22 protein-coding genes and 1 tRNA gene are annotated in these 18,304 nt (G+C 62.0%); 7 read left to right on the top strand and 16 right to left on the bottom strand.

The features are described from left to right. Nucleotides 1–18: 18 nt before the first annotated feature. Together E3T27_RS02255 and dcd are read right to left on the bottom strand one after the other, a co-directional pair. Nucleotides 19–540 (bottom strand): hypothetical protein, encoded by a 522-nt coding sequence (locus E3T27_RS02255; protein WP_134571421.1) that lies wholly within the window; start codon nucleotides 538–540, stop codon nucleotides 19–21. 61 nt (nucleotides 541–601) lie between these two features. Then, nucleotides 602–1,183, bottom strand: coding sequence for a dCTP deaminase (dcd, locus tag E3T27_RS02250; RefSeq protein WP_104197325.1), 582 nt, complete (start codon nucleotides 1,181–1,183; stop codon nucleotides 602–604). 70 nt (nucleotides 1,184–1,253) lie between these two features. Between dcd and E3T27_RS02245 the strand changes: the two genes are divergently transcribed. Then, nucleotides 1,254–1,327 (top strand) — tRNA-Gly (locus tag E3T27_RS02245). An 8-nt stretch (nucleotides 1,328–1,335) separates the two neighbouring features. On the opposite strand, the gene E3T27_RS02240 is transcribed toward E3T27_RS02245, so the two are convergent. Together E3T27_RS02240 and E3T27_RS02235 are read right to left on the bottom strand one after the other, a co-directional pair. After that, nucleotides 1,336–3,369, bottom strand: a complete 2,034-nt coding sequence (locus E3T27_RS02240; protein WP_166786068.1) for a GGDEF domain-containing phosphodiesterase — start codon at nucleotides 3,367–3,369, stop codon at nucleotides 1,336–1,338. Between the two features lie 402 nt (nucleotides 3,370–3,771). Continuing rightward, nucleotides 3,772–4,302: a DinB family protein gene (locus E3T27_RS02235; RefSeq protein ID WP_134571419.1), complete on the bottom strand. Its 531-nt coding sequence runs from the start codon at nucleotides 4,300–4,302 to the stop codon at nucleotides 3,772–3,774. Between the two features lie 77 nt (nucleotides 4,303–4,379). On the opposite strand from E3T27_RS02235, the gene E3T27_RS02230 reads away from it, so the two are divergent. Next, nucleotides 4,380–5,243: an NAD-dependent epimerase/dehydratase family protein gene (locus E3T27_RS02230; protein WP_104197322.1), complete on the top strand. Its 864-nt coding sequence runs from the start codon at nucleotides 4,380–4,382 to the stop codon at nucleotides 5,241–5,243. Between the two features lie 4 nt (nucleotides 5,244–5,247). Here the strand turns inward: E3T27_RS02230 and E3T27_RS02225 are convergent, their stop codons facing one another. Further along, nucleotides 5,248–5,652 carry a MarR family winged helix-turn-helix transcriptional regulator gene (locus E3T27_RS02225; RefSeq protein WP_166786067.1) on the bottom strand — a complete coding sequence of 135 codons (405 nt, stop codon included), beginning with the start codon at nucleotides 5,650–5,652 and terminating at the stop codon, nucleotides 5,248–5,250. 353 nt (nucleotides 5,653–6,005) lie between these two features. Between E3T27_RS02225 and E3T27_RS02220 the strand changes: the two genes are divergently transcribed. The 4 genes from E3T27_RS02220 (at nucleotide 6,006) to E3T27_RS02205 (ending at nucleotide 7,982) form a co-directional block, all read left to right on the top strand. Beyond that, the gene (locus E3T27_RS02220) at nucleotides 6,006–6,281 is read left to right on the top strand and encodes a hypothetical protein (protein WP_134571417.1); all 276 of its coding nucleotides are present in this window, start codon (nucleotides 6,006–6,008) and stop codon (nucleotides 6,279–6,281) included. Nucleotides 6,282–6,463: 182 nt separating this feature from the next. Next, the gene (locus E3T27_RS02215; protein ID WP_104197319.1) at nucleotides 6,464–6,733 is read left to right on the top strand and encodes a GlsB/YeaQ/YmgE family stress response membrane protein; all 270 of its coding nucleotides are present in this window, start codon (nucleotides 6,464–6,466) and stop codon (nucleotides 6,731–6,733) included. Nucleotides 6,734–6,934: 201 nt separating this feature from the next. Continuing rightward, nucleotides 6,935–7,345, top strand: a complete 411-nt coding sequence (locus E3T27_RS02210) for a DUF4383 domain-containing protein (protein ID WP_104197318.1) — start codon at nucleotides 6,935–6,937, stop codon at nucleotides 7,343–7,345. A 55-nt stretch (nucleotides 7,346–7,400) separates the two neighbouring features. Next, on the top strand, nucleotides 7,401–7,982 hold the full coding sequence (locus E3T27_RS02205; protein WP_134571416.1) for a hypothetical protein: 582 nt from the start codon (nucleotides 7,401–7,403) through the stop codon (nucleotides 7,980–7,982). A gap of 105 nt (nucleotides 7,983–8,087) precedes the next feature. On the opposite strand, the gene E3T27_RS02200 is transcribed toward E3T27_RS02205, so the two are convergent. Further along, entirely contained in the window at nucleotides 8,088–9,440 is a 1,353-nt protein-coding gene (locus E3T27_RS02200; protein WP_104197316.1) for an ATP-dependent DNA helicase, read from the bottom strand. A gap of 138 nt (nucleotides 9,441–9,578) precedes the next feature. Between E3T27_RS02200 and E3T27_RS02195 the strand changes: the two genes are divergently transcribed. Beyond that, nucleotides 9,579–10,661 (top strand): hypothetical protein, encoded by a 1,083-nt coding sequence (locus tag E3T27_RS02195; RefSeq protein ID WP_134571415.1) that lies wholly within the window; start codon nucleotides 9,579–9,581, stop codon nucleotides 10,659–10,661. Nucleotides 10,662–10,667: 6 nt separating this feature from the next. Here E3T27_RS02195 and E3T27_RS02190 read toward each other — a convergent pair whose 3' ends face one another. The 10 genes from E3T27_RS02190 to E3T27_RS02145 form a co-directional block, all read right to left on the bottom strand. Beyond that, a complete protein-coding gene (locus E3T27_RS02190) occupies nucleotides 10,668–12,656 on the bottom strand; it encodes a bifunctional copper resistance protein CopD/cytochrome c oxidase assembly protein (protein WP_174722163.1) in 1,989 nt (662 codons plus the stop codon). Nucleotides 12,657–12,759: 103 nt separating this feature from the next. Beyond that, a complete protein-coding gene (locus tag E3T27_RS02185) occupies nucleotides 12,760–13,047 on the bottom strand; it encodes an HU family DNA-binding protein (protein ID WP_035835256.1) in 288 nt (95 codons plus the stop codon). 310 nt (nucleotides 13,048–13,357) lie between these two features. After that, complete coding sequence (gene rpsN / locus E3T27_RS02180; RefSeq protein WP_092110538.1) at nucleotides 13,358–13,663, bottom strand: 30S ribosomal protein S14; 306 nt, start codon at nucleotides 13,661–13,663, stop codon at nucleotides 13,358–13,360. 2 nt (nucleotides 13,664–13,665) lie between these two features. Next, nucleotides 13,666–13,833: a 50S ribosomal protein L33 gene (gene rpmG / locus E3T27_RS02175; RefSeq protein ID WP_035880539.1), complete on the bottom strand. Its 168-nt coding sequence runs from the start codon at nucleotides 13,831–13,833 to the stop codon at nucleotides 13,666–13,668. Continuing rightward, nucleotides 13,833–14,069 (bottom strand): 50S ribosomal protein L28, encoded by a 237-nt coding sequence (gene rpmB / locus E3T27_RS02170; RefSeq protein ID WP_035835252.1) that lies wholly within the window; start codon nucleotides 14,067–14,069, stop codon nucleotides 13,833–13,835. The genes rpmG and rpmB overlap by 1 nt, the downstream gene beginning before the upstream one ends. A gap of 222 nt (nucleotides 14,070–14,291) precedes the next feature. Continuing rightward, the gene (locus E3T27_RS02165; RefSeq protein ID WP_104197314.1) at nucleotides 14,292–14,696 is read right to left on the bottom strand and encodes a Fur family transcriptional regulator; all 405 of its coding nucleotides are present in this window, start codon (nucleotides 14,694–14,696) and stop codon (nucleotides 14,292–14,294) included. Continuing rightward, on the bottom strand, nucleotides 14,693–15,541 hold the full coding sequence (locus E3T27_RS02160) for a metal ABC transporter permease (RefSeq protein ID WP_104197313.1): 849 nt from the start codon (nucleotides 15,539–15,541) through the stop codon (nucleotides 14,693–14,695). Before E3T27_RS02160 ends, E3T27_RS02165 begins: the two co-directional genes overlap by 4 nt. Further along, on the bottom strand, nucleotides 15,541–16,431 hold the full coding sequence (locus E3T27_RS02155) for a metal ABC transporter permease (protein WP_134571414.1): 891 nt from the start codon (nucleotides 16,429–16,431) through the stop codon (nucleotides 15,541–15,543). The genes E3T27_RS02160 and E3T27_RS02155 overlap by 1 nt, the downstream gene beginning before the upstream one ends. Continuing rightward, a complete protein-coding gene (locus E3T27_RS02150; protein WP_241992075.1) occupies nucleotides 16,432–17,229 on the bottom strand; it encodes a metal ABC transporter ATP-binding protein in 798 nt (265 codons plus the stop codon). A gap of 7 nt (nucleotides 17,230–17,236) precedes the next feature. Continuing rightward, nucleotides 17,237–18,280, bottom strand: a complete 1,044-nt coding sequence (locus tag E3T27_RS02145; RefSeq protein ID WP_134571413.1) for a metal ABC transporter substrate-binding protein — start codon at nucleotides 18,278–18,280, stop codon at nucleotides 17,237–17,239. Nucleotides 18,281–18,304 lie beyond the last annotated feature (24 nt).

Genomic DNA, 18,304 nt, shown 5'->3' with positions numbered 1-18,304 from the left:
GCCGTCAGCATCCGTTTCTCAGCGGATGCGGGTGGCCTCGTTGTGGCTGATGAGTTGCCAGGTGGCGCCCTCGTCGGCGGAGACCCAACCTTCCCATTTGTAGCTGTCGGGGGTGATGGCAGTGAAGTTCCACCGGATCGGGCGACCGTCGGTGCGGGTGCCTTCCTGCCGCACGCCGTGCCGGTACGGGGTGGCGACGAGTTGGCAGTATTCGCCCAGCGCCGGGGCGAAGTAGCTCACGCGCCAGGCTCCAGCGAACGGGTCGTAGACGCGCAGCGCGGTGGCGACGGTTTCACATCCAGACGGATGCGTCGTGCTTGCGACGATCTCGACGTCTTGCACGGCCCGGCCGTCGAGGACGAATTCGACCATCCAGATGAAGTCGCGTGCAATCCATTCATTGGTGGTTTCGTCCAAGCGGGACCCCTTAGCAGTCCAGGATCCAACCATCTGGCCGAAGAGGTGCATGCGTCCGGGGTATTCCGGCGTTGGGCCGTGCGCGATGAGCGCCTCGTCGAATCGGGTCGGCATGGAGGTCATGCCCAAATTTTACCCGACGCGAGGTTACGTTCGGATTACCGCCGGCGTCCGATCGGTTTCTTCAGCGCCCGATGGTGGTGCGGTGAAAGTTGTGAAACGAGCGTGAGGCAGTCGGGCCGCGCTGGCCCTGGTACCGGGAGCCGTATTCACTGGAGCCATAGGGTTTTTCAGCCGGAGAGCTGAGTTGGAAGAAACACAGCTGGCCGATCTTCATTCCGGGCCAGAGTTTGATCGGCAGCGTCGCGACGTTGCTGAGCTCGAGCGTGACGTGTCCAGAGAAACCCGGGTCGATGAAGCCGGCCGTCGAGTGGGTGAGCAGGCCGAGGCGACCGAGGGAGCTCTTACCCTCGAGCCTGGCAGCCACGTCGTCTGGCAGGGTGACCTGCTCGTAGGTGGCGCCGAGCACGAACTCGCCCGGGTGCAGGATGAACGGCTCGTCGGGCTTGGTCTCGATCAAGTGGGTCAGCTCGGGCTGGTCCTCGGCCGGATCGATGTAGGCGTACTTGTGGTTGTCGAACAGCCGAAACAGGCGGTCAAGACGCACATCAATGCTTGACGGCTGGATCATCGCGGGGTCGAGCGGCTCCAAACCGATTCGTCCAGCGTTCAGTTCAGCTTTGATATCGCGATCGGAGAGCAGCACTGTGCCAGCCTAGCCGCGCGGGGTTGATATGCTGGCAACGTTCCGGTTGTTGTTCACCTACAGCGGGCGCGCGGATGTAGTTCAATGGTAGAACTTCAGCTTCCCAAGCTGATAGCGCGGGTTCGATTCCCGTCATCCGCTCCAGAGTTTTCTCAGGTGTCGGTGCGAGTTATGGCGTGGTCCTGCACCAACTCGACCAGCCATTCCTGCAGCTGTTGACCATCAGTCGATAACGCATTGAAAGGCTCGTGTTGTTGTCTATGCAAAGCGGCCGCTCGACTGGTCTGCGGCGTGTGGCGCTGCATAAAGTCGGTCAGCGGACATGCCGATAACGACAGCGGATGCGGTGATTCCCAACGTAGAAATTTCCAATGGTAGGCCAGTGCGCCAAGTGCGGTCGTCACCGTACCAGCGCTAAGGGGGAATTTGTATGCCGCGACCCAGTTGGGTATCGACGAGGCGGGCATCGGTCGGGCAAGGAAGTATCCCTGGCCCAATGGCACCCCGAGCATGACCGCAGCTTCAGCGAGGCGGGCATCTTCAAGCCCCTCCGCTACGACATCGACTTTGAAATCGCGTCCCATTTGTGTGAGTGTGGCGAGCATGCTGAGTGTCTCCAGTGGGCGATTATTCAGGCTCGCAAATAAGCCGCGGTCCAGCTTGATCGAGTCGAAAGGCAACTCTGACAAACGCTTCAGAGTCGCATGACCGGAACCCAGGTCGTCAAGAGCCAACCCGACTCCGAGTGTTCGCAGGCCACTGATTGCAGCGATTTGCACTGCGGACTTCGCTGACTGCGTCTCTAGCAGCTCGAGCGAGAGGCGGCTCGGATTTATGCTGTGGCGTTCCAAGGCGCTCTTTACCCAGCCGGTACAGTTCGAGTCGTAAAGCGTTGACGGAGACAAATTGACCGAGACCCGGGTTGACAGCCCCTCCCTGTCCCAACGTGCGAGGCACCCTAATGCCTCGTCAAGACCAAGACGAAACAGCTCATCGTGGCCAGCATCGTCGAGTGAAGGAAGGAACTGATCAGGACCGACAACGGTGCCATCGACAAGTATTAGTCGCGCCAGAGCCTCTACTCGGCTTAAATCTCCGGTGCGTAAGTCAATGACGGGCTGCATGTACATGGACAATCCGCCGTTGAAGAGGCGCCAGCGATGGGCTTCGAAGCGCTGGTTCAGCAAGGTCCGTTCCGCCTGCGTTGCACGCGGCGTCGTAGAAATGGCTATCGCCTGTGTGCCGCTATCGGAAACCGGCGGCGCCACATACCACCAGCGCTGACGATCGTGTCGGCCTCTCTGAGCCGCTTTCAACGCCGCCTCGGCGTCGCTAAGACAATTAAAAATGTCATCGCTATCCAGAGGGCAGAAAGCGACTCCCATGCTGATGCTGACGCTCACGCTTTTCCCCAGCACTTGAAACGGGCGCTCAACGGCCTCATGCAAACGACGAAGGACCACTTCGAGCTGGTCGTCAATATCTGCACTATCGCGTAGCGAACCGAGGTCGTCGATCACGACGGCGAATTCATCGCCTTTCATGCTCGCCAGAAAAACCCCTTCACCGGCCGAATTGCGAAGCCGACGACCCAGCGCACGTAAGAGCTCATCACCTCCGCGGAGTCCAACTTGTTCGTTGATCCGACGGAATTCGTTAATGTTGATGAGACCGATGGCCGTGACACCCGCGTGCAGGCCTGTCCGGTCCCGCGCTAAGTGCTGCTCAAGGTAGCGGCGGTTAGGCAGGTCCGTGACAACATCGTGCAGCGCTTGGAAGCGCAAAGTGTCTTGGAACGCTCGACGCGTGTTAATGTCGCTCTGCGTACTCACGTAGTGAGTGATCTCGTCTGCCAGGCCTCGCAGTGGTGTAATTTTCAAACCGTTCCAAAACGGCGATCCGTCCTTGCGGTAATTCAGGATGTCACCCTCGAAGGCATCCCCGGCCCGCAATGTGGCGCTGATAGTGGCGACAACTGCACGATCTGTACCCGGGCCTTGAAGGATGCGGCAGTTGCGGCCCAGCAGTTCGTCGGCGCCGTATCCCGTAATCGTGGTAAAGGAATCACCCACATGCAAAATGTTCTGCTGCGCGTCCGTAATCAACGACATATGCGCCGTCGCCGCGAACGCCCGCGCCAGAAGCTCTGCGCTGGCCGCAGGTGTTCCAGCGGAAAATGAGTGCATCGGAAAAGTCTGACACATGGCCACAGCACCTACCGCCGCCCATCACCTCCTGGTCATTCCTGCGAAACCTACGTCTGGAAATGCCCGCCCCCCTACCGGCAACGCGTTGACCGCCGAACAGCGGGCAGCGGATGCCCCGCAGAGTTCCGAGCGGGCGCCAGCCCCAACTGTTCCTGACCCAAAAATCTCAAAGCAATCGATCCGTCCTCTGACGGGCCTATTCTTGCGTCAAAATCCAAGGTCAGCATGAGTGCCAAACCCTACATTGCCCGTTCGTTCCGAATACACTCGGCGCTTTCCCAGTGGGTGCGCTCCAAGGATCATCTTTTCTGAGAACGCGGCCGCCGCTGAAATAATGACCTCCAGATTTCACACGGTGTTGAGTATCCCGAACCGGATCATCTAGCGGCGGAAGTCAAAGCGTACGTCGTGTCGGTGGTGCACGATGTCATGCAGAAAATACGTCCCGAGCGTTTCCACGGTGAACGATGGGCCGTCGCTGCGGCGCGCGGTGCGCTGGCGCGCATCCGTTCGCACCGATGCGAAGCTGTCGGCAACGCGTTGCGCGGCGGCCTCAAGCTCAACGCCAACGATTGCCGGATCCTGCAGGTCGTACCGCTGTGAAACCGCGGTGGCGTCCTGATCCCAATTCGCCAGTAGCGGGTCGTCTTCATCGAGCAGGCGGTGCAGGCGCTCGTCGAACAGGCGACAGACATCGCGCACATGGGCCGCGTATTCGAGTCCGGACCAGGTGTGGTCATTTGGACGTGCCGCGACATCCACTCCCGCCAGCACGGCAGGCCAAGCGGCGGCGTTCTCACGAATCAGGCCCGGCAAGTTCTCGAAGTCCACCTCGCTCGCTCGAAATCCACAGTCGGAGCAGGGGCGTTCGAGCACCCAGGTCCAGTCAGACGTGTCAGGGACGATAGGCATGCGTTTATGCTAGCGGCCACCTGTGCACGGCGAACTGTCACGTGCGCCCGATACCGTTGAGATGAGCAAGGAGACAGATGACGATATTGATTGCCGGATGCGGTGACCTCGGCACCGAGGTCGGCTTGCGCTTCGCCGCCTTGGGGCACGCGGTGGTCGGGCTGCGCCGCAGCGCGAGCGTGCTCCCGAGGGAAATCACTGGTCAGTCGATCGATCTGAGCCGTGAGAAGCCTGTCATTCCGTTCGATACCGAGTTCGTCGTTATGGCGATCTCCGCTGGAAGCCCAACGATCGATGCTTACCGAGCCGCGTACCTGGACGGCCTGCGCAACCTGCTCGATGCGCTCGATGACGCCGGCGTCACGCCCCGCCGCGTGCTGCTCGTCTCATCAACGGCCGTCTACGACATCAACGACGGCAGCCGAGTCGACGAGCAGACCCCCGCTAACCCAAAACCGGGCACAGATTCGATCGTATTCGACGCCGAGCAAATGCTGCACGCCCGCATTCCCAGCGCCACCGTTTTGCGCCTGGCCGGCATCTACGGCCCCGGTCGGGAACGACTGATCACGCAGGTACGAGCTGGTGCCGCACTCTCCGCGGAGTCACGCCACACTAACCGCATCCACCGGGATGACGCAGCAGCCGCGATCGTGCACCTGTTACTGCGCCCGGAACAGCCGGCGCCCCTGTATCTTGGCGTCGACAACGCCCCGGTCCCGAGCAACGAGGTGCTGGCCTTCCTAGCCGCCGAGCTCGACCTGCCCGAATTAGCTCTAAACCCGTCAGCAGCGCCAGCCTCCACCCGGGAAAGTCAGCGTGGCGGGGACAAGCTCCTCAGCAACCGCTTGCTGCGAGATACCGACTTCACCTTCACCTACCCCACCTACCGAGAGGGCTACCGCGCACTCCTGGCGGGAGCCGGAACACTCCACCCGTAAGTTGCTACCTGGTTGGCCCGGCCGGGATCAGATCCGCATCCGCATCCACCACGAGAGCCATCGAGGTCAGTAGCTCTCCCAGACGCACCTGATCATCCGGGCTGACGTCCCGCGCGGCACGGGCGATCAATGCCGCGAAGTCGCTGTAAAGCTTCTGGGTGATCTGTTCTGCGGCGGGGGTCAAGACCAAGAGCAGGCTGCGTCGATCGTGCGGGTGGGCCACCCGGGTGACCAGCTCTAATGCCACCAGGCGATTTGAAATCGCGGTCACGGCACCCGTTGTAATTTCCATCGTTTCCGCGAGCAGCTTAGGAGTAATGCTTCCGGATTCCGCGACACGGGCCAGTGCTCGCAGCTCACTCCCTGTCAAGTTGGTTTCCGCCGCCACCCGATTGCGGTTGCGATCCATCCCCCGAAGAAACGCAAGAGCGGATGCTGTGAGACCATCCCCGGTGCGTCTCGAGATATCGAGTTTCATACGTTCTCCGACCTCTGGTCTGTCTGTTTCGCCCGCACTGCAGGCCCACAAAACGACTCGTCCCAGCCGCTCTGTCCTGCCAGTGTAGCGGGTAGCTCAATTTTGGAGTTTCTTAATGAGTGAGTAGTTTCTTCTTTGAATTATTTCCCGTATATTGAAAGACGCGCTCGCGGTTCGACGTGCTCCTTGGGGTCAGCCAGGTTCTAGCAACCGGCCGATATTGAGCCGCCGACCGGTCGCCTCGAGCGCGGCCATCACCCTGCACTAACGAAACGGACCATGTAATGCAGAGCTACCGCCTGACGATCAACGACGACTGGTTCTACCTTTCCGGCGATTACAACGTTTCGGCTCTCAAAGCTGCGATGACGGCAGCAGTCCACAGCGGCGGCGGCTTCGTCGACATATTCAGTTCCCTGCGTGCGCAGACCTCCCTTCTGATCACGGCACATTCGATCGTGAAGCTGGAAGCCATTTTTGCCGACGATCTTCCTGACCCCATTGACACAACTCCCCCCCTTGGCCACTCGTACATCGATGATGATTACTGGCTGGATTGAATCGTTTTACGCGGGTTTTCTCTTCTCGAGCGTCGGGGGCATCCGTTCGGTGGGTCCATTTGAATCGATACCCGTGCAGCATTGACGACGAGCACACACATGGGTAGGTTCACGCGAACGGTGATGTGCTCGTTCCGAAACGTCGGCACGCTGACAGCATGACCAACGGAAGGGCAGTTCTCATGAGTTTCCTCGGATTCCTCCTGCTCGGTCTCATCGCCGGCGCCATCGCGAAGGCAATCCTTCCCGGCAGGCAGGGCGGAGGCTGGTTCATTACCCTGCTGCTCGGGGTGATCGGTGCCTTCCTCGGTGGGTGGCTGGGCGGGCTCCTGTTCAACGTCAACCTGGGCGACTTCTTCTCGCTGACGACGTGGATTCTCGCGATCGTCGGATCGCTTATCGTGCTCCTTATCTATGGGGCGATCGCAAACCGCCGCCAGGCCAAGTCGTAATACAACTGCCAGAACCGTCTAACCGTTTCCACAGCGTGGCACCCGATCTGGGTGCCACGCTTGTGGCGTTTTGCGATAAGTTCATGCGCCGACACCCAAAAGGGGAGATTAGGGGCACAATTGTCACCAATCCGAAGTCGATGGAGCTCCGAACTCACAGCAAGCACGGGTTAGCCGTGAAACAAACAGGAGGCACCTGAAATGCGCACATCACCTAATCGTCTGATCGCCACCGTCTTCGGCGCGGTCTACGTTCTCGTTGGATTACTCGGCTTCGCCGTTACCGGCGGAGTCGGCTTCATCGCCACTCAAGGCGAATTGCTTCTCGGAATCTTCGAGGTCAATCCTCTGCACAACATTGCGCATCTTCTGATCGGTGCCGCCCTGCTCATTGCCGGCCTCTCCAACGTTGCGGCCGCCAAGGCGACTAACAGCACCATCGGCGCCGTGTATCTGCTCCTGGGCATCGTTGGATTCTTTATCGCGAGCACCGCACTGAACATCCTGGCGCTCAACACGGCTGACCACTTCCTGCACCTCGGCAGCGCGATCGTTCTCCTCGGGGTTGGCCTCACCGCCGACAAGATGGTTCGCAGCCACGCCACGGCGTAACGACCAGCCCCAGCATCACTCCATCCCTTCGCAGCAGGTTCACCCAAGGAGCATCATGTCCCCGGTCACTCGTATTTGGATGGGCTTCGCCGCCCTCGGCGCCGCTCTGGTCCACTTGGCCGTGGGCGTAACCGCTCCGTTTCCCCTGTCGGTTCTTCTGGTCGGGTTCGGCATTGCTGAACTCGGCTGGGGAATCGCCGCCCTTGCCCGGGACCGCATAATTGTTCCCCGCATCATCGTGGGAGCAGCCCTCATACCGGTTTTCATCTGGGGAGCGACTGCCGCCCTCGGCAGCGGTCTCGGCGTCACGAGCGCCCAGACCGGGCTACCGCTCTACCCGATGGCCATTGCGTCACTACTCAACATATTCTTGGCCGCTACGGTGGCCATTGCACAGCGGCACGCATCGAACAAAGTCACTGCCCCTGTCGGTGCCGCTCTGCACGGCACCGCCGCGCCGAACGGTTGGCGTTTTCTCACCGGCGTCGTCGTGGGCGGCTTTCTGCTCTCGGCGCTCACCACCCCGGCCCTCGCTGCTACCGAGATCGGCTCCCACGCCTTACCCCACGGGTCGCACGGTGTGACCGCGGTCATCATGCCGCAACCGGTCGACCACGGATCACACGGATCGCACTGATCGCACTGGCCGCACTGGCCGCACTGATGGCACGGATCGCACTGGTGCCTTTCGCAGAGCGTGGAACGGGTCTTACTTGCGTGAACATCGAACGGCTAGTGCGTTCTAGGGTTCGCTGTGCCCCGACGCTGAAGAATCACGGCCCGACGCATCCAGCCCTGCCAGGTCAGCTACCGGCGGCACAACCTCGATGCTCATGAAACGCTTGACGTTTTCATCGACGATGATATCGCTCGGCCGCAGCGGGCGGGTGAGGTAGAGCCCGTCCAGACTGGTCAGCCGGCTCAGGGCGACATAGGTCTGACCGGGACTGAACACCCGCGCACCAAGATCGACAATGGCCCGCGCGTAGGTGGCCCCCTGCGATTTGTGAATGGTGACCGCCCAGGCCAACCGCAGCGGAAACTGCGTGAATTCCGCCACGACATCCCGACTCAGTTTCTTGGTCGCAGCGTTGTAGGTGTACTTGTACTTTTCCCACACCGTCGGCTCGACCTCGAACACGTCGCCGTCGATGTCCACGAACACGGTCGAGGTGACCTTCGTCACCGTTCCAATGCTGCCGTTGACCCAACGCGGCCCACCGTCAAGCGGAGAATCGTTGCGCAGGAACATCACCTGCGCGCCCACCTTGAGTTCGAGCACCTCGTCGGCCGGAAACTGCTTGCCGCCGAAATCCCCGGTGATGTCGGCCTTCGCGGTGAGCGATTTACCCGACAGCTTCTTCAAAGCGGATGCGTTGATGCGGTTCACAGCGTCATTGCGGGTCGCGAGGGTGATCACGCCCTCGCTCGGCGGTGTTCGCGCCCCCGCGCCGTTGAGAGCTCCGCCGATCTCGGGAGTGACCTGGCCGTGCCGAACGGCATTGAGCATGAGCTTGAAATCGTTGTCACGCTGCCGGTGGATTTCGGTGAGCTCGAAGATGCGCAACTCTGCATCACGCCACACCTTCGCGTCGAAGAACCACATCGAGCGGTAGTGGTCGGCGAAATAGGCACGCTCATCCGGTCCGCCCGGCACCGGGGCCAGCTGGTACGGGTCACCGAACAGCACGATCTGGACTCCGCCGAATACATCGAACGGGCGTTGCCTGGCCTGGCGCAGGCTGCGGTCGATCGCGTCCATGAGGTCGGCATTGACCATCGAGACCTCGTCGATGACGAGGGTGTCGATGGTGTTGAGAAGTTTGCGCACCTGGTCGTTCTGATCGATCGGGCTGTCGGCAATCACACCGATCGGCAGCCGAAAGAGCGAGTGGATGGTCTGACCACCAACGTTCAATGCGGCGACACCGGTAGGCGCGGCGATCACGATCTGCTTGCTCGTGTTCCACGAGAGGTGGTTCAGCAGGGTGGACTTACCGGTTCCGGCCCGGCCGGTGACGAACACGTTCTGCTTGGTGCCTTCGATCGCCGCGAAGACCAGCGCCTGTTCACGACTGAGCGGAATCTCGGACACGGCACACTTTCTCTGGCAGGCGAACGCTGCACGGGGATATCGTCACAGGCAACATTCCACTGTAGCCTCCAGCAGCGCACCGGGTACGAAGCGGAGCTTTGGCCGCGATGCCAGTTCACCTCCCCATACAATATTGGAGTGACCATTCCGGCCGAACAGCATCGGGCGAGCGGGCGCCGCGGCAGTTTGCTCCGGGCCGTTCTCGTCATCGTGGTGGTCGCCGGACTGCTCGCGGCCGGCCTCGCGGGCACCATCAATGCTCTCAATCGCACGGTCTACAGCGCCAGCGGCTTTGCCCGGCAATACCTCGACGCCCTGGCCCGGGGCGACACCGTCGGCGCCCTCGCTCTCGGTGGCGTGATGCCCAACACAACCGACCTGGCTGCCTGGGGGCTCACCGACGAGGTCGCGAAAGATCTGCCCGAGACCCTGCTGCGGGCATCTGTTCTGAGCGGCCTCGACAATATCGAACTCGCGAGCACGACCGCTACGCCCGCCATCGACGATGGAACCGCCCAGACCGTGGTGTTCGATTTCGATCTGAACGGCATCGCGTCGAGCATGGCGTTCACTGTCGAGCGGGCGGGCTCGTTCGCCGGCGTTTTCAACGCCTGGACGTTCAGCACCAGCCCCCTTGCTGTACTGCAGGTCTCGGTGCTGCACGAACGATCATTCACGGTCAACGGCCTCACCCTGGACACGCGCGCCCACAGTGCAGCGGATGCCCCCGCAACGTTCTCCACGTCCGCCGCGTATCTCGCGTTCGCCCCGAACCGTTATACGTTCGAACATGAGTCGGCCATGCTGACCGCTCAGAAGAAAACCGTGCGTGTGACGAAAGACGGTCCCGCCGCAGTGGAGGTCAACGCCTTACCGAACCAGGACATGGTGGGCCAGGTTCAGTCGGAGCTGAACAAGTTCCTCGACGCGTGCGCCACCCAAACGGTGCTCCAACCGACCAGCTGCCCCTGGGGCATCCAGATCGACGACCGCATCGAGAGCACTCCGGCCTGGTCGATCACCGCGTACCCCACTGTCACGCTCACCGCGGGCGAACTGGCGTTTGAGATGGTCGCTACTCCCGGGCAGGCCCATATCGTGGTGAAGGTGCAGTCACTGTTCGACGGCGACATCAGTACCCGCGACGAAGACGTCCCGTTCACGATGGGGCTCAGCGCAGTCGTACAGCCAAGCGGTGCCCTCGCCATCCAACTGCACTAGGCACGGCTAGCTGGGGGTCCGAGCGTCGCGCACGGCGATACGAGCCAGGTTCGCGTTGTACTCGATGAGCTCGGCGTCCTCGGTACGGTCCGCTGTGCGATCCAGCCGTTTTGTGACTTTAGTATCGTCACGGCTCCACATAATCGCGACGACAACGGCCAGCACAAAGGTCGGCAGTTCGCCGATTCCCCACGCGACACCGCCCCCCATCTGCTGGTCGGCGATGGCTGACACTCCCCAGGTGCGGCCCATCGCTCCGTACCAGTCGGCCAGGAGCAGCCCCGTGCCGCTCATCAGGGCGAGGCCGAAAAACGCATGGAAGGCCATTGTCACCAACAGCAACAGCAGTCGGAAGGCGTGCGGCAGGCGGTACGGTACCGGGTCGATGCCGATCAGGGACTGCACGAACAGGTAGCCGGTAATGAGAAAGTGCACGATCATCCACAGGTGGCCGATGTGGTCGGTGGTAGCCCAACTGAAGATCGAGGTGTAATAGAACACCCACAGTGAGACACCGAACAGCACTGCCGCGACAATCGGGTTGGCGACGATGCCGGCAAAGCGCGAGTGCACCGCGGTGAGGATCCACTCGCGCGCACCCCGACTGCCGTCTTGCCGCTTGGCGATCGCCCGCGCGGCGAGGGTCACCGGGGCGCCCGGCACCAGCAACAAGGGCACGAGCATAGTCAGCACCATGTGCACGAGCATGTGGGTGGAGAACAGGTACTTCTCGTACACATTCACTCCACCGTTGGTGATGTAGAACAGGGTGAGCATACCCAGAATCCAGAGCACGCTGCGGTAGATCGGCCATGCGTCGCCGCGGCGGTGCAACCGCCAGACGCCGGCCAGGTAGAAAAAGATGCCGAATGCACAGAACAGAATCCAGGCGAGGTCAAGGTTCCACTCGGTGAAATAGCGCGAGAAAGTGAGTTCCGGCGGCAAGAGTTCACCGGTGAGAATTTGCGCCGGCGTTGACTGGGGAACCTCGGTTGCGACCACCTGGGCGACGGGCGTCGCCGTGCGGGCGAGCGCGGCGGCCACACCGGATGCCAGGCCCATGAAGCCGAGCTCGGTCACGACGAGCCACCAGAACCAGCGACCGTTCGCCGGCCCGCTCCGCTGCATCCGTTTGATAAAGAACCGGCGTTGCGCAATGCCGAACCCGCCGAGTGCGACGAGAGCGGTGACCTTCACGAGCACGAGCAGGCCGTAGGGACTGAGCAGGTTATCCCAGCTGCCGATGCGCAGTTCAGCGCTGGCATAGCCCGACGCGGCCACCACGATGAACGAGACCAGTGCGAGCGAGGAATACCGCCCGATCACCTGGCGGATGCGTTCGCCGTCCAGCTGGGTACGCAGCACGACAATGGTGAGCAGGCCACCCAGCCAGATCGCCGCGAAGACGAGGTGCAACCCGAGGGCCGTGATCGCGGCGTTGTGTCCCGACGCGCCCGCCGAGTGGCCTTGCTGAGCCATGGGCAGCAACGCGGTCAGGGCCAGTACGGTCACAAAGACCAATGCGGTCTGATTACGCACGGCGAAGCACAGTACGGTGACGCCGGCGGCGATCAAGGTCGTCGCGAGCCAGGCCTGCCCCAGTTCGATCTGGCTGAAGAATTGGCCGACCGTGGCGCTGAACTGATCGCTGATGCCGAGTGGCACATTGGTGACCTGTAGAAAGGTCAGAAAGCCCGTGACAGCAGATGCGACGGCGAACAGTGCCGACGACGCTGCGGCGAAGTCCAGGGCGGTGCTGTATTCACGTTGCTTGGGGCTCAATGCGAACAGTGTGAGCACCAATGCACCGATGGTGCCCGCCGCCGCGATGTTGACCGCGAGCTTGGCCAGGGGAAGGCCCCAGCGCACCACCGGTCCCGGGTCGGCGAGGAGCTGGGCTGAAGCGCCACCACCGTAGGCCAACGCGACAAGGGTAGACAATACGGCGACCAGCAGCAGGGCTGCCGGTCCGAGAATGCGGACTATACGGGGCACCTGTCCAGCTTATTCGCCCACCCCTGAACATTCGTCGCGTACGGTGCCCTGAAAACCAGAAAGGGGCACCGACTCGCGTCGACGCCCCTTTTCTCACTAAAAGCTACTTGGCGGCAGCCTTGAGCTTGCTTCCGGCGGTCAGCTTGACGCGGTGGCCGGCTGCGATGGCGATTTCTTCGCCGGTCTGCGGGTTGCGGCCGGTGCGCGCGGCCGTAGCGGTGCGCTCGACTCCCAACCATCCCGGGATGGTGACCTTGCCGTCAGCGGCAACGGTCTCGGCCAGAGTTGCGAAGAATGCGTTCAGAACGCCGTCAACGGCGGCCTGGCTCTGTCCTGAGTCAGCGGCAACCTTGGCAACGAGCTCGGTCTTGTTCAGCGACTTGTCAGCCATTGAGTGTCCTCCTCGGACCTTCGTCTGTATACACAGCGATATTCGTAATACGGATGCTCCTCGAAGAGAAGCCCCGCTGGTCGGTTCGACCGAGTTGAAATCTAGCATTGATCCACCAAAAACCCCGGATTTACGGCGATTTTCGATCATTTCAGTGCACTTTCACCCTCTCGAGCGCTCGATTTTCGCTCTGCGCGAAACACGGCGCCAGAGAGGGATTAAAACTAAACGGGATGCCGACTCAGAGTCGACATCCCGTTTGGATGATTCAGAAGCCGATGAAGACGAGCTTCAGCGGCGCCAGAAGGAGTTACCAGCTGGACTTGGTGATGCCGGGCAGCTCGCCGCGGTGCGCCATATCGCGAAAACGAACACGCGAGATGCCGAACTTGGAGAGGTGGCCGCGGGGACGACCGTCAACGGCGTCACGGTTGCGCAGGCGCACCGGGCTCGCGTTGCGCGGCAGCTTCTGCAGGCCCTTGCGAGCGGCTTCACGCGACTCGTCGGTGCCGGCAGGGTCAACCAAGGCCTTCTTGAGTTCCAGGCGCTTGACGGCATACCGCTCGACGATGACCTTGCGCTGGTTGTTCTTGGCAATCATGCTCTTCTTCGCCATGTTTAGCGCTCCTCACGGAAATCAACGTGCTTGCGGATAACCGGGTCGTACTTCTTGAGCACGAGACGGTCGGGGTCGTTACGGCGGTTCTTTTTGGTTACATAGGTGTAACCGGTTCCAGCCGTGGAACGAAGTTTGATGATCGGACGTACGTCATGAGCCTTAGCCATTAGATCTTCACCCCACGAGCGAGAACGTCCTTGACGACGCTTTCGATACCACGAGCATCAATAACCTTGATGCCCTTTGCGGACAAGGTCAGTGTGACCTTGCGACGAAGCGACGGCACGTAGTACGTCTTCTTCTGAACGTTCGGGTCGAAACGACGCTTGGTGCGTCGGTGCGAGTGCGAAATGTTGTGTCCGAAGCCGGGAACAGCTCCGGTCACCTGGCAAACAGATGCCATGGTTTCCTCCATTACCGAAGGGCGAATGCCCTTCCCAAGATCCCTTGTCGGCAGGCTGCTCATAAATGAACAACCTGCAATGCGCGCGCAGAGGCGCAGCAACCTCCCACGATACGGGCTCCTCAGGCGCAGTGCAAATTCGTCCGCGAATCTCCGTCGAAATGGCGAGACCACGGCGCTTCCACCGGCCAGCACTTCAGCGTGCCGCCTGGCCGATTCGCGTCACTCAGCGGATGCTGCGGCTTTCGCCGTGCAAGCGGCGCACAGACCAAAGACATCGACGACGTGGGCGGCAGCGGTGAAACCGTTCTTTGCGGCGACGTCCTTGGCCCAGGTTTCAACGGCATCCGCTTCGATCTCGACCGTGAGGCCGCAGTTACGGCAGATCAAGTGGTGGTGGTGGTCATTGGTGCTGCACGCGCGATAGAGGCTTTCACCCTCTGGCGACTGGAGCGAGTCAGCCTCACCCGTATCGGCTAAATCGGCCAGGGCGCGATAGACCGTCGCCAGTCCGATCGGGGATCCGGTCGAGTGCAGGGCGGAGTGCAGCGCCTGGGCGCTGACGAAGCCGTCGTTCGCGTCGAGGGCGCCCCGAACGGCCTCGCGCTGCCAGGTGTTTCGCTTCATGACATCAACCGTAGCGATGTTCGCTGTGGTCGGCGCGCATCCGCTTCGCGGGGTCGCCGTGAAGCGACCAACCGCCGCAGCAGCAGGGCAAGCAGGAACAAGGCCACCGCAGTGAGGGCAATTGCCGGGCCGGCCGCCACATCGAGTGAACGAGAAAGCAGCACGCCGGCCAGTCCGGCCAGGGCTCCGAGCAGGGGGGCAATGATGAACATCTGAGTGGTCGTCCGCGAGACGAGCCGGGCGGCTGCTGCAGGGGCAGCGATCAGGGCGATGGCGAGGATAGCCCCCACCGCGGGCATCGCGGTGACGACGGTGGCCGTGATGAGTATCAGAGTCAGCACTTCGATCGGCCATTCTCGATAGCCGGCCGCGCGAAAGCCGTTCACGTCGAAGGTCGAGAACATGATCTGCTTGCCCAGAAAGACAATGGCCAGTACGGCACACGCCAGCACGATAGCCACGAGTGCCACATCATTACCGCTCACCGTGAGAATCGAACCCACCAGGTACGAGTCGACCTTGACCGGCAGAGACGGATTGAGCCCCTGCAGCAGAACGCCGAGTGCAAATCCGGCGGTGAGCAGAATGCCAGATGCCACCTGTTTTCCCTGACGTTCGACCCGCCCGATCATCGTCATGACGCCCACGATGAATACGCTCGCCACGGCGGCGCCGAGCGGAATGCTCACTCCGAGAATCGCCGCGCCGACCGCTCCCGGAAAGGTCGCGTGGGTGAGTGCCTGAGCGAAGAAGGTGCGCTGGCGCAGCACTACCAGGGTGCCGACGAGGCCGCTGAGCGCCCCGATCAGCAGTGCTGCCAGGAGGGCCTGTTCGAAGTAGCCCATCAGTGCTCCACCGGTACGGTACCGTGATGTCGACGCGGGCCGCCGATTCGCTCCAGTGCGAGCCGCACGACCAGTGCCAGCACGTAACCTGCGACGAGCACGAGCACAACAGTGGCTCCGCTCGGCAGGTCGACGCCGCCGTTGACCGATGCTTCGTAGCCGAGCGTCAGCCCCACCCAGGCGGCCAGGGTCGCAAAGCCTGCCGCTACCGGAAAGAGCAGCCACAGTCGATTGGTCACCAGGCGGGCGACCGCGCCCGGCACGATCAGCACGGCGAGGACGAGCAGGTTGCCCACAGCGCTGCTTGCGGCCACCACAACGAGGGCAATAGCGACATTGAGCACAATGTCGAGCAGGAGGGGCCGGTAGCCGGCCGCCGCCGCGCCTTCACGATCGAAAGCCAGAAAGATTTGCTCTTTCAAGGTGAACCCCACCATGACCAGGGCGATCAGGCAGACCACAACGGTTTGGTTGACCTCGGCCGGGCCGACGGTCAGCAGGCGTCCGAACAGCAGGGCATCCAACTGACCGACATAATTTGTTTCCCGTGAAACTACTATGATCCCCACGCTGAACATGGCCGTGAAGACGATAGCGATCGCGGCGTCCGACGTGACCGCGCGCTTGACGATCACGGTGAGCACGACGGCCGCGATGAGCGCCGCCACCATGGCTCCCACGAATAGCCCGTCGCGGCCACCCCAGACGAATCCGATGGCCACACCGGGAAAGACCGCGTGGGTAAGTCCGTCACTGATGAACTCCAGCCCACGCAGGTTGACGAGCACACCGACGAGCCCGGCCACGAGGCTCAGAACGACGAGCACGAGCAACGCCCTGGCCATGAACGGCAGGTCGAAGGCGGTGATCAGCGGCGTGAAGACACCCACTCAGTGACCTCCGTGACCGGGAACCACAATGGTGTGCTCGTCCATTTCCACACCGACGGAGCCGAATGCCTGCTGCACGTTGGCGAGGGTCAGCACCGCATCGCGCGGTCCGAACGCCACCTGAGCGCCGTTGAGCAGCAGCACACACTCACAGACGGCCCGCGCGAGGTCAAGGTCGTGGGTCGACACGAGCACCGCGACGCCCTGCTTCTTGAGGCACTTCACGGTTTCGATGAGTGCATCCCGGTTGACCTGATCGAGTCCATTGAAAGGCTCATCGAGCAGAAGCAAGCGCGGGGCGGATGCGACGGCGCGCGCGAGCAGACCACGTTGCTGCTGCCCGCCCGAGAGCTCACCGAAGCGTGTCTTGGCACGATCGCCCAGGCTGACGGTCTCCAGCGCCTCGGCGACGGCTCGGCGATCGGCCTTGGTCGGCATGCGCCACCAGCCGAGAGAGCGGTAACGGCCCATCATGACGACCTGCTCGAGTGAGACCGGAAAGTGCGGGTCGAGCTGGTCGGTCTGGGGCACGTAGCCGATGTAGCCGGCCGGCGCCGGCCACTGTCCCAGCACCTCGACGGTACCGGACGTGCGGGTGATGAGCCCGAGGACACCTTTGAGCAGGGTGGACTTGCCCGACCCGTTCGGGCCGATCAGGGCAACAGCCTGACCGGGCAGCACCGTGAAGTCGATACCGGTCAGCGTGGGGTCCGCGCCGTACGCAAACGACGCCGTCGCCACACGAAGAGCGGCGGCAGCGTTCGCTGTGGGTGTTTCTTGAGAAGTGTTCTCGATCACGTGTTAACTATTGCAGGTCAGCGGGCAGTGCAGAGGGCGTGACTCCCCACGACTCGAGCATGAGCGTGGCATTGTGCAGCTGCGCCTTGATGTAGGTATCGCCAGCGCTTCCATTCGGGCCAAGCGAGTCGACGTAGAGCGCATCATCACCGGAGTAGACGGTCACACCAGCTTCGGTCGCAATCGTCTCGGCGGTTTTGGGGCTGAGGGATGCCTCGGAGAAGACGGACGTGACGCCGGTCGCCGTGATGGCCGCGACGAGGGAGTCGATCTCGGCGGCGCTCGGCTCGGCGTTGTCGTCGAAGCTTGGAATCACCGAACCGACATAATCAATGTGGTACGCCGCGGTGAAGTAGCCGAGGGAGTCGTGGTTGCTCACAAGCAGTCGTTCGCTCTCCGGCACCGTATCGACATTGGTGCGGATCCATTCGTCGAGGTCATTGAGTCGCGCCGTGTACGCCGTGGCATTGGATTCGAAAGTCACCGCGTTGCCTGCGTCGGCGGAGGTGAGACCGTCGACGATCGTGGCGACGATTGTCTTCGCGTTCTGCACGTTCGTCCAGATGTGCGGATCACCGCCCTCGTGGGCATGCTCATCCGCGGCCACATCGGCGTGGGCATCCGCTTCTTCGTCGGCGTGCTGGTCGTTCGTCTGACCCTCTCCCGCCCCGACCTTGGAGATCGTGATGCCCTCATCGGCATCGATCGTGACACCGTCAAAGCCGGATGCGGCTATGGCGTCGTCGAGCCACTTTTCAAGTCCGACGCCGTTGATCACGAGCACGTCGGCGGCGCCGAGCGCGGTCAGATCGGCCGCGGACGGGTCATAGCTGTGCGCGCTCTGGTTCGGCTGGATGAGTTGGGTCAGGTCGACGCCCCTGGCATCGCCGACCACGTTGCGGGTTAAATCGGCGACCTGGGTGGTTGTGGCGACGATCTTGAGGTCGCTGGCTGCGCCGTCGGCCCTCGCGGTCGTCTCAGCCGAGCATCCCGAGAGGGCTAGTGCGGCTGACGCGAGGAGTGCGGGAACGGCGAAATGTCTCGTGTGCATTCCTCGACAGTAGCCTTGCTGATA

Source organism: Cryobacterium lyxosi (assembly GCF_004403345.1).
GTDB classification, from domain to species: domain Bacteria; phylum Actinomycetota; class Actinomycetes; order Actinomycetales; family Microbacteriaceae; genus Cryobacterium; species Cryobacterium lyxosi.
Note: the sequence above shows the minus strand (reverse complement) of the source record. Positions and strands in the feature narration are given on the sequence as shown.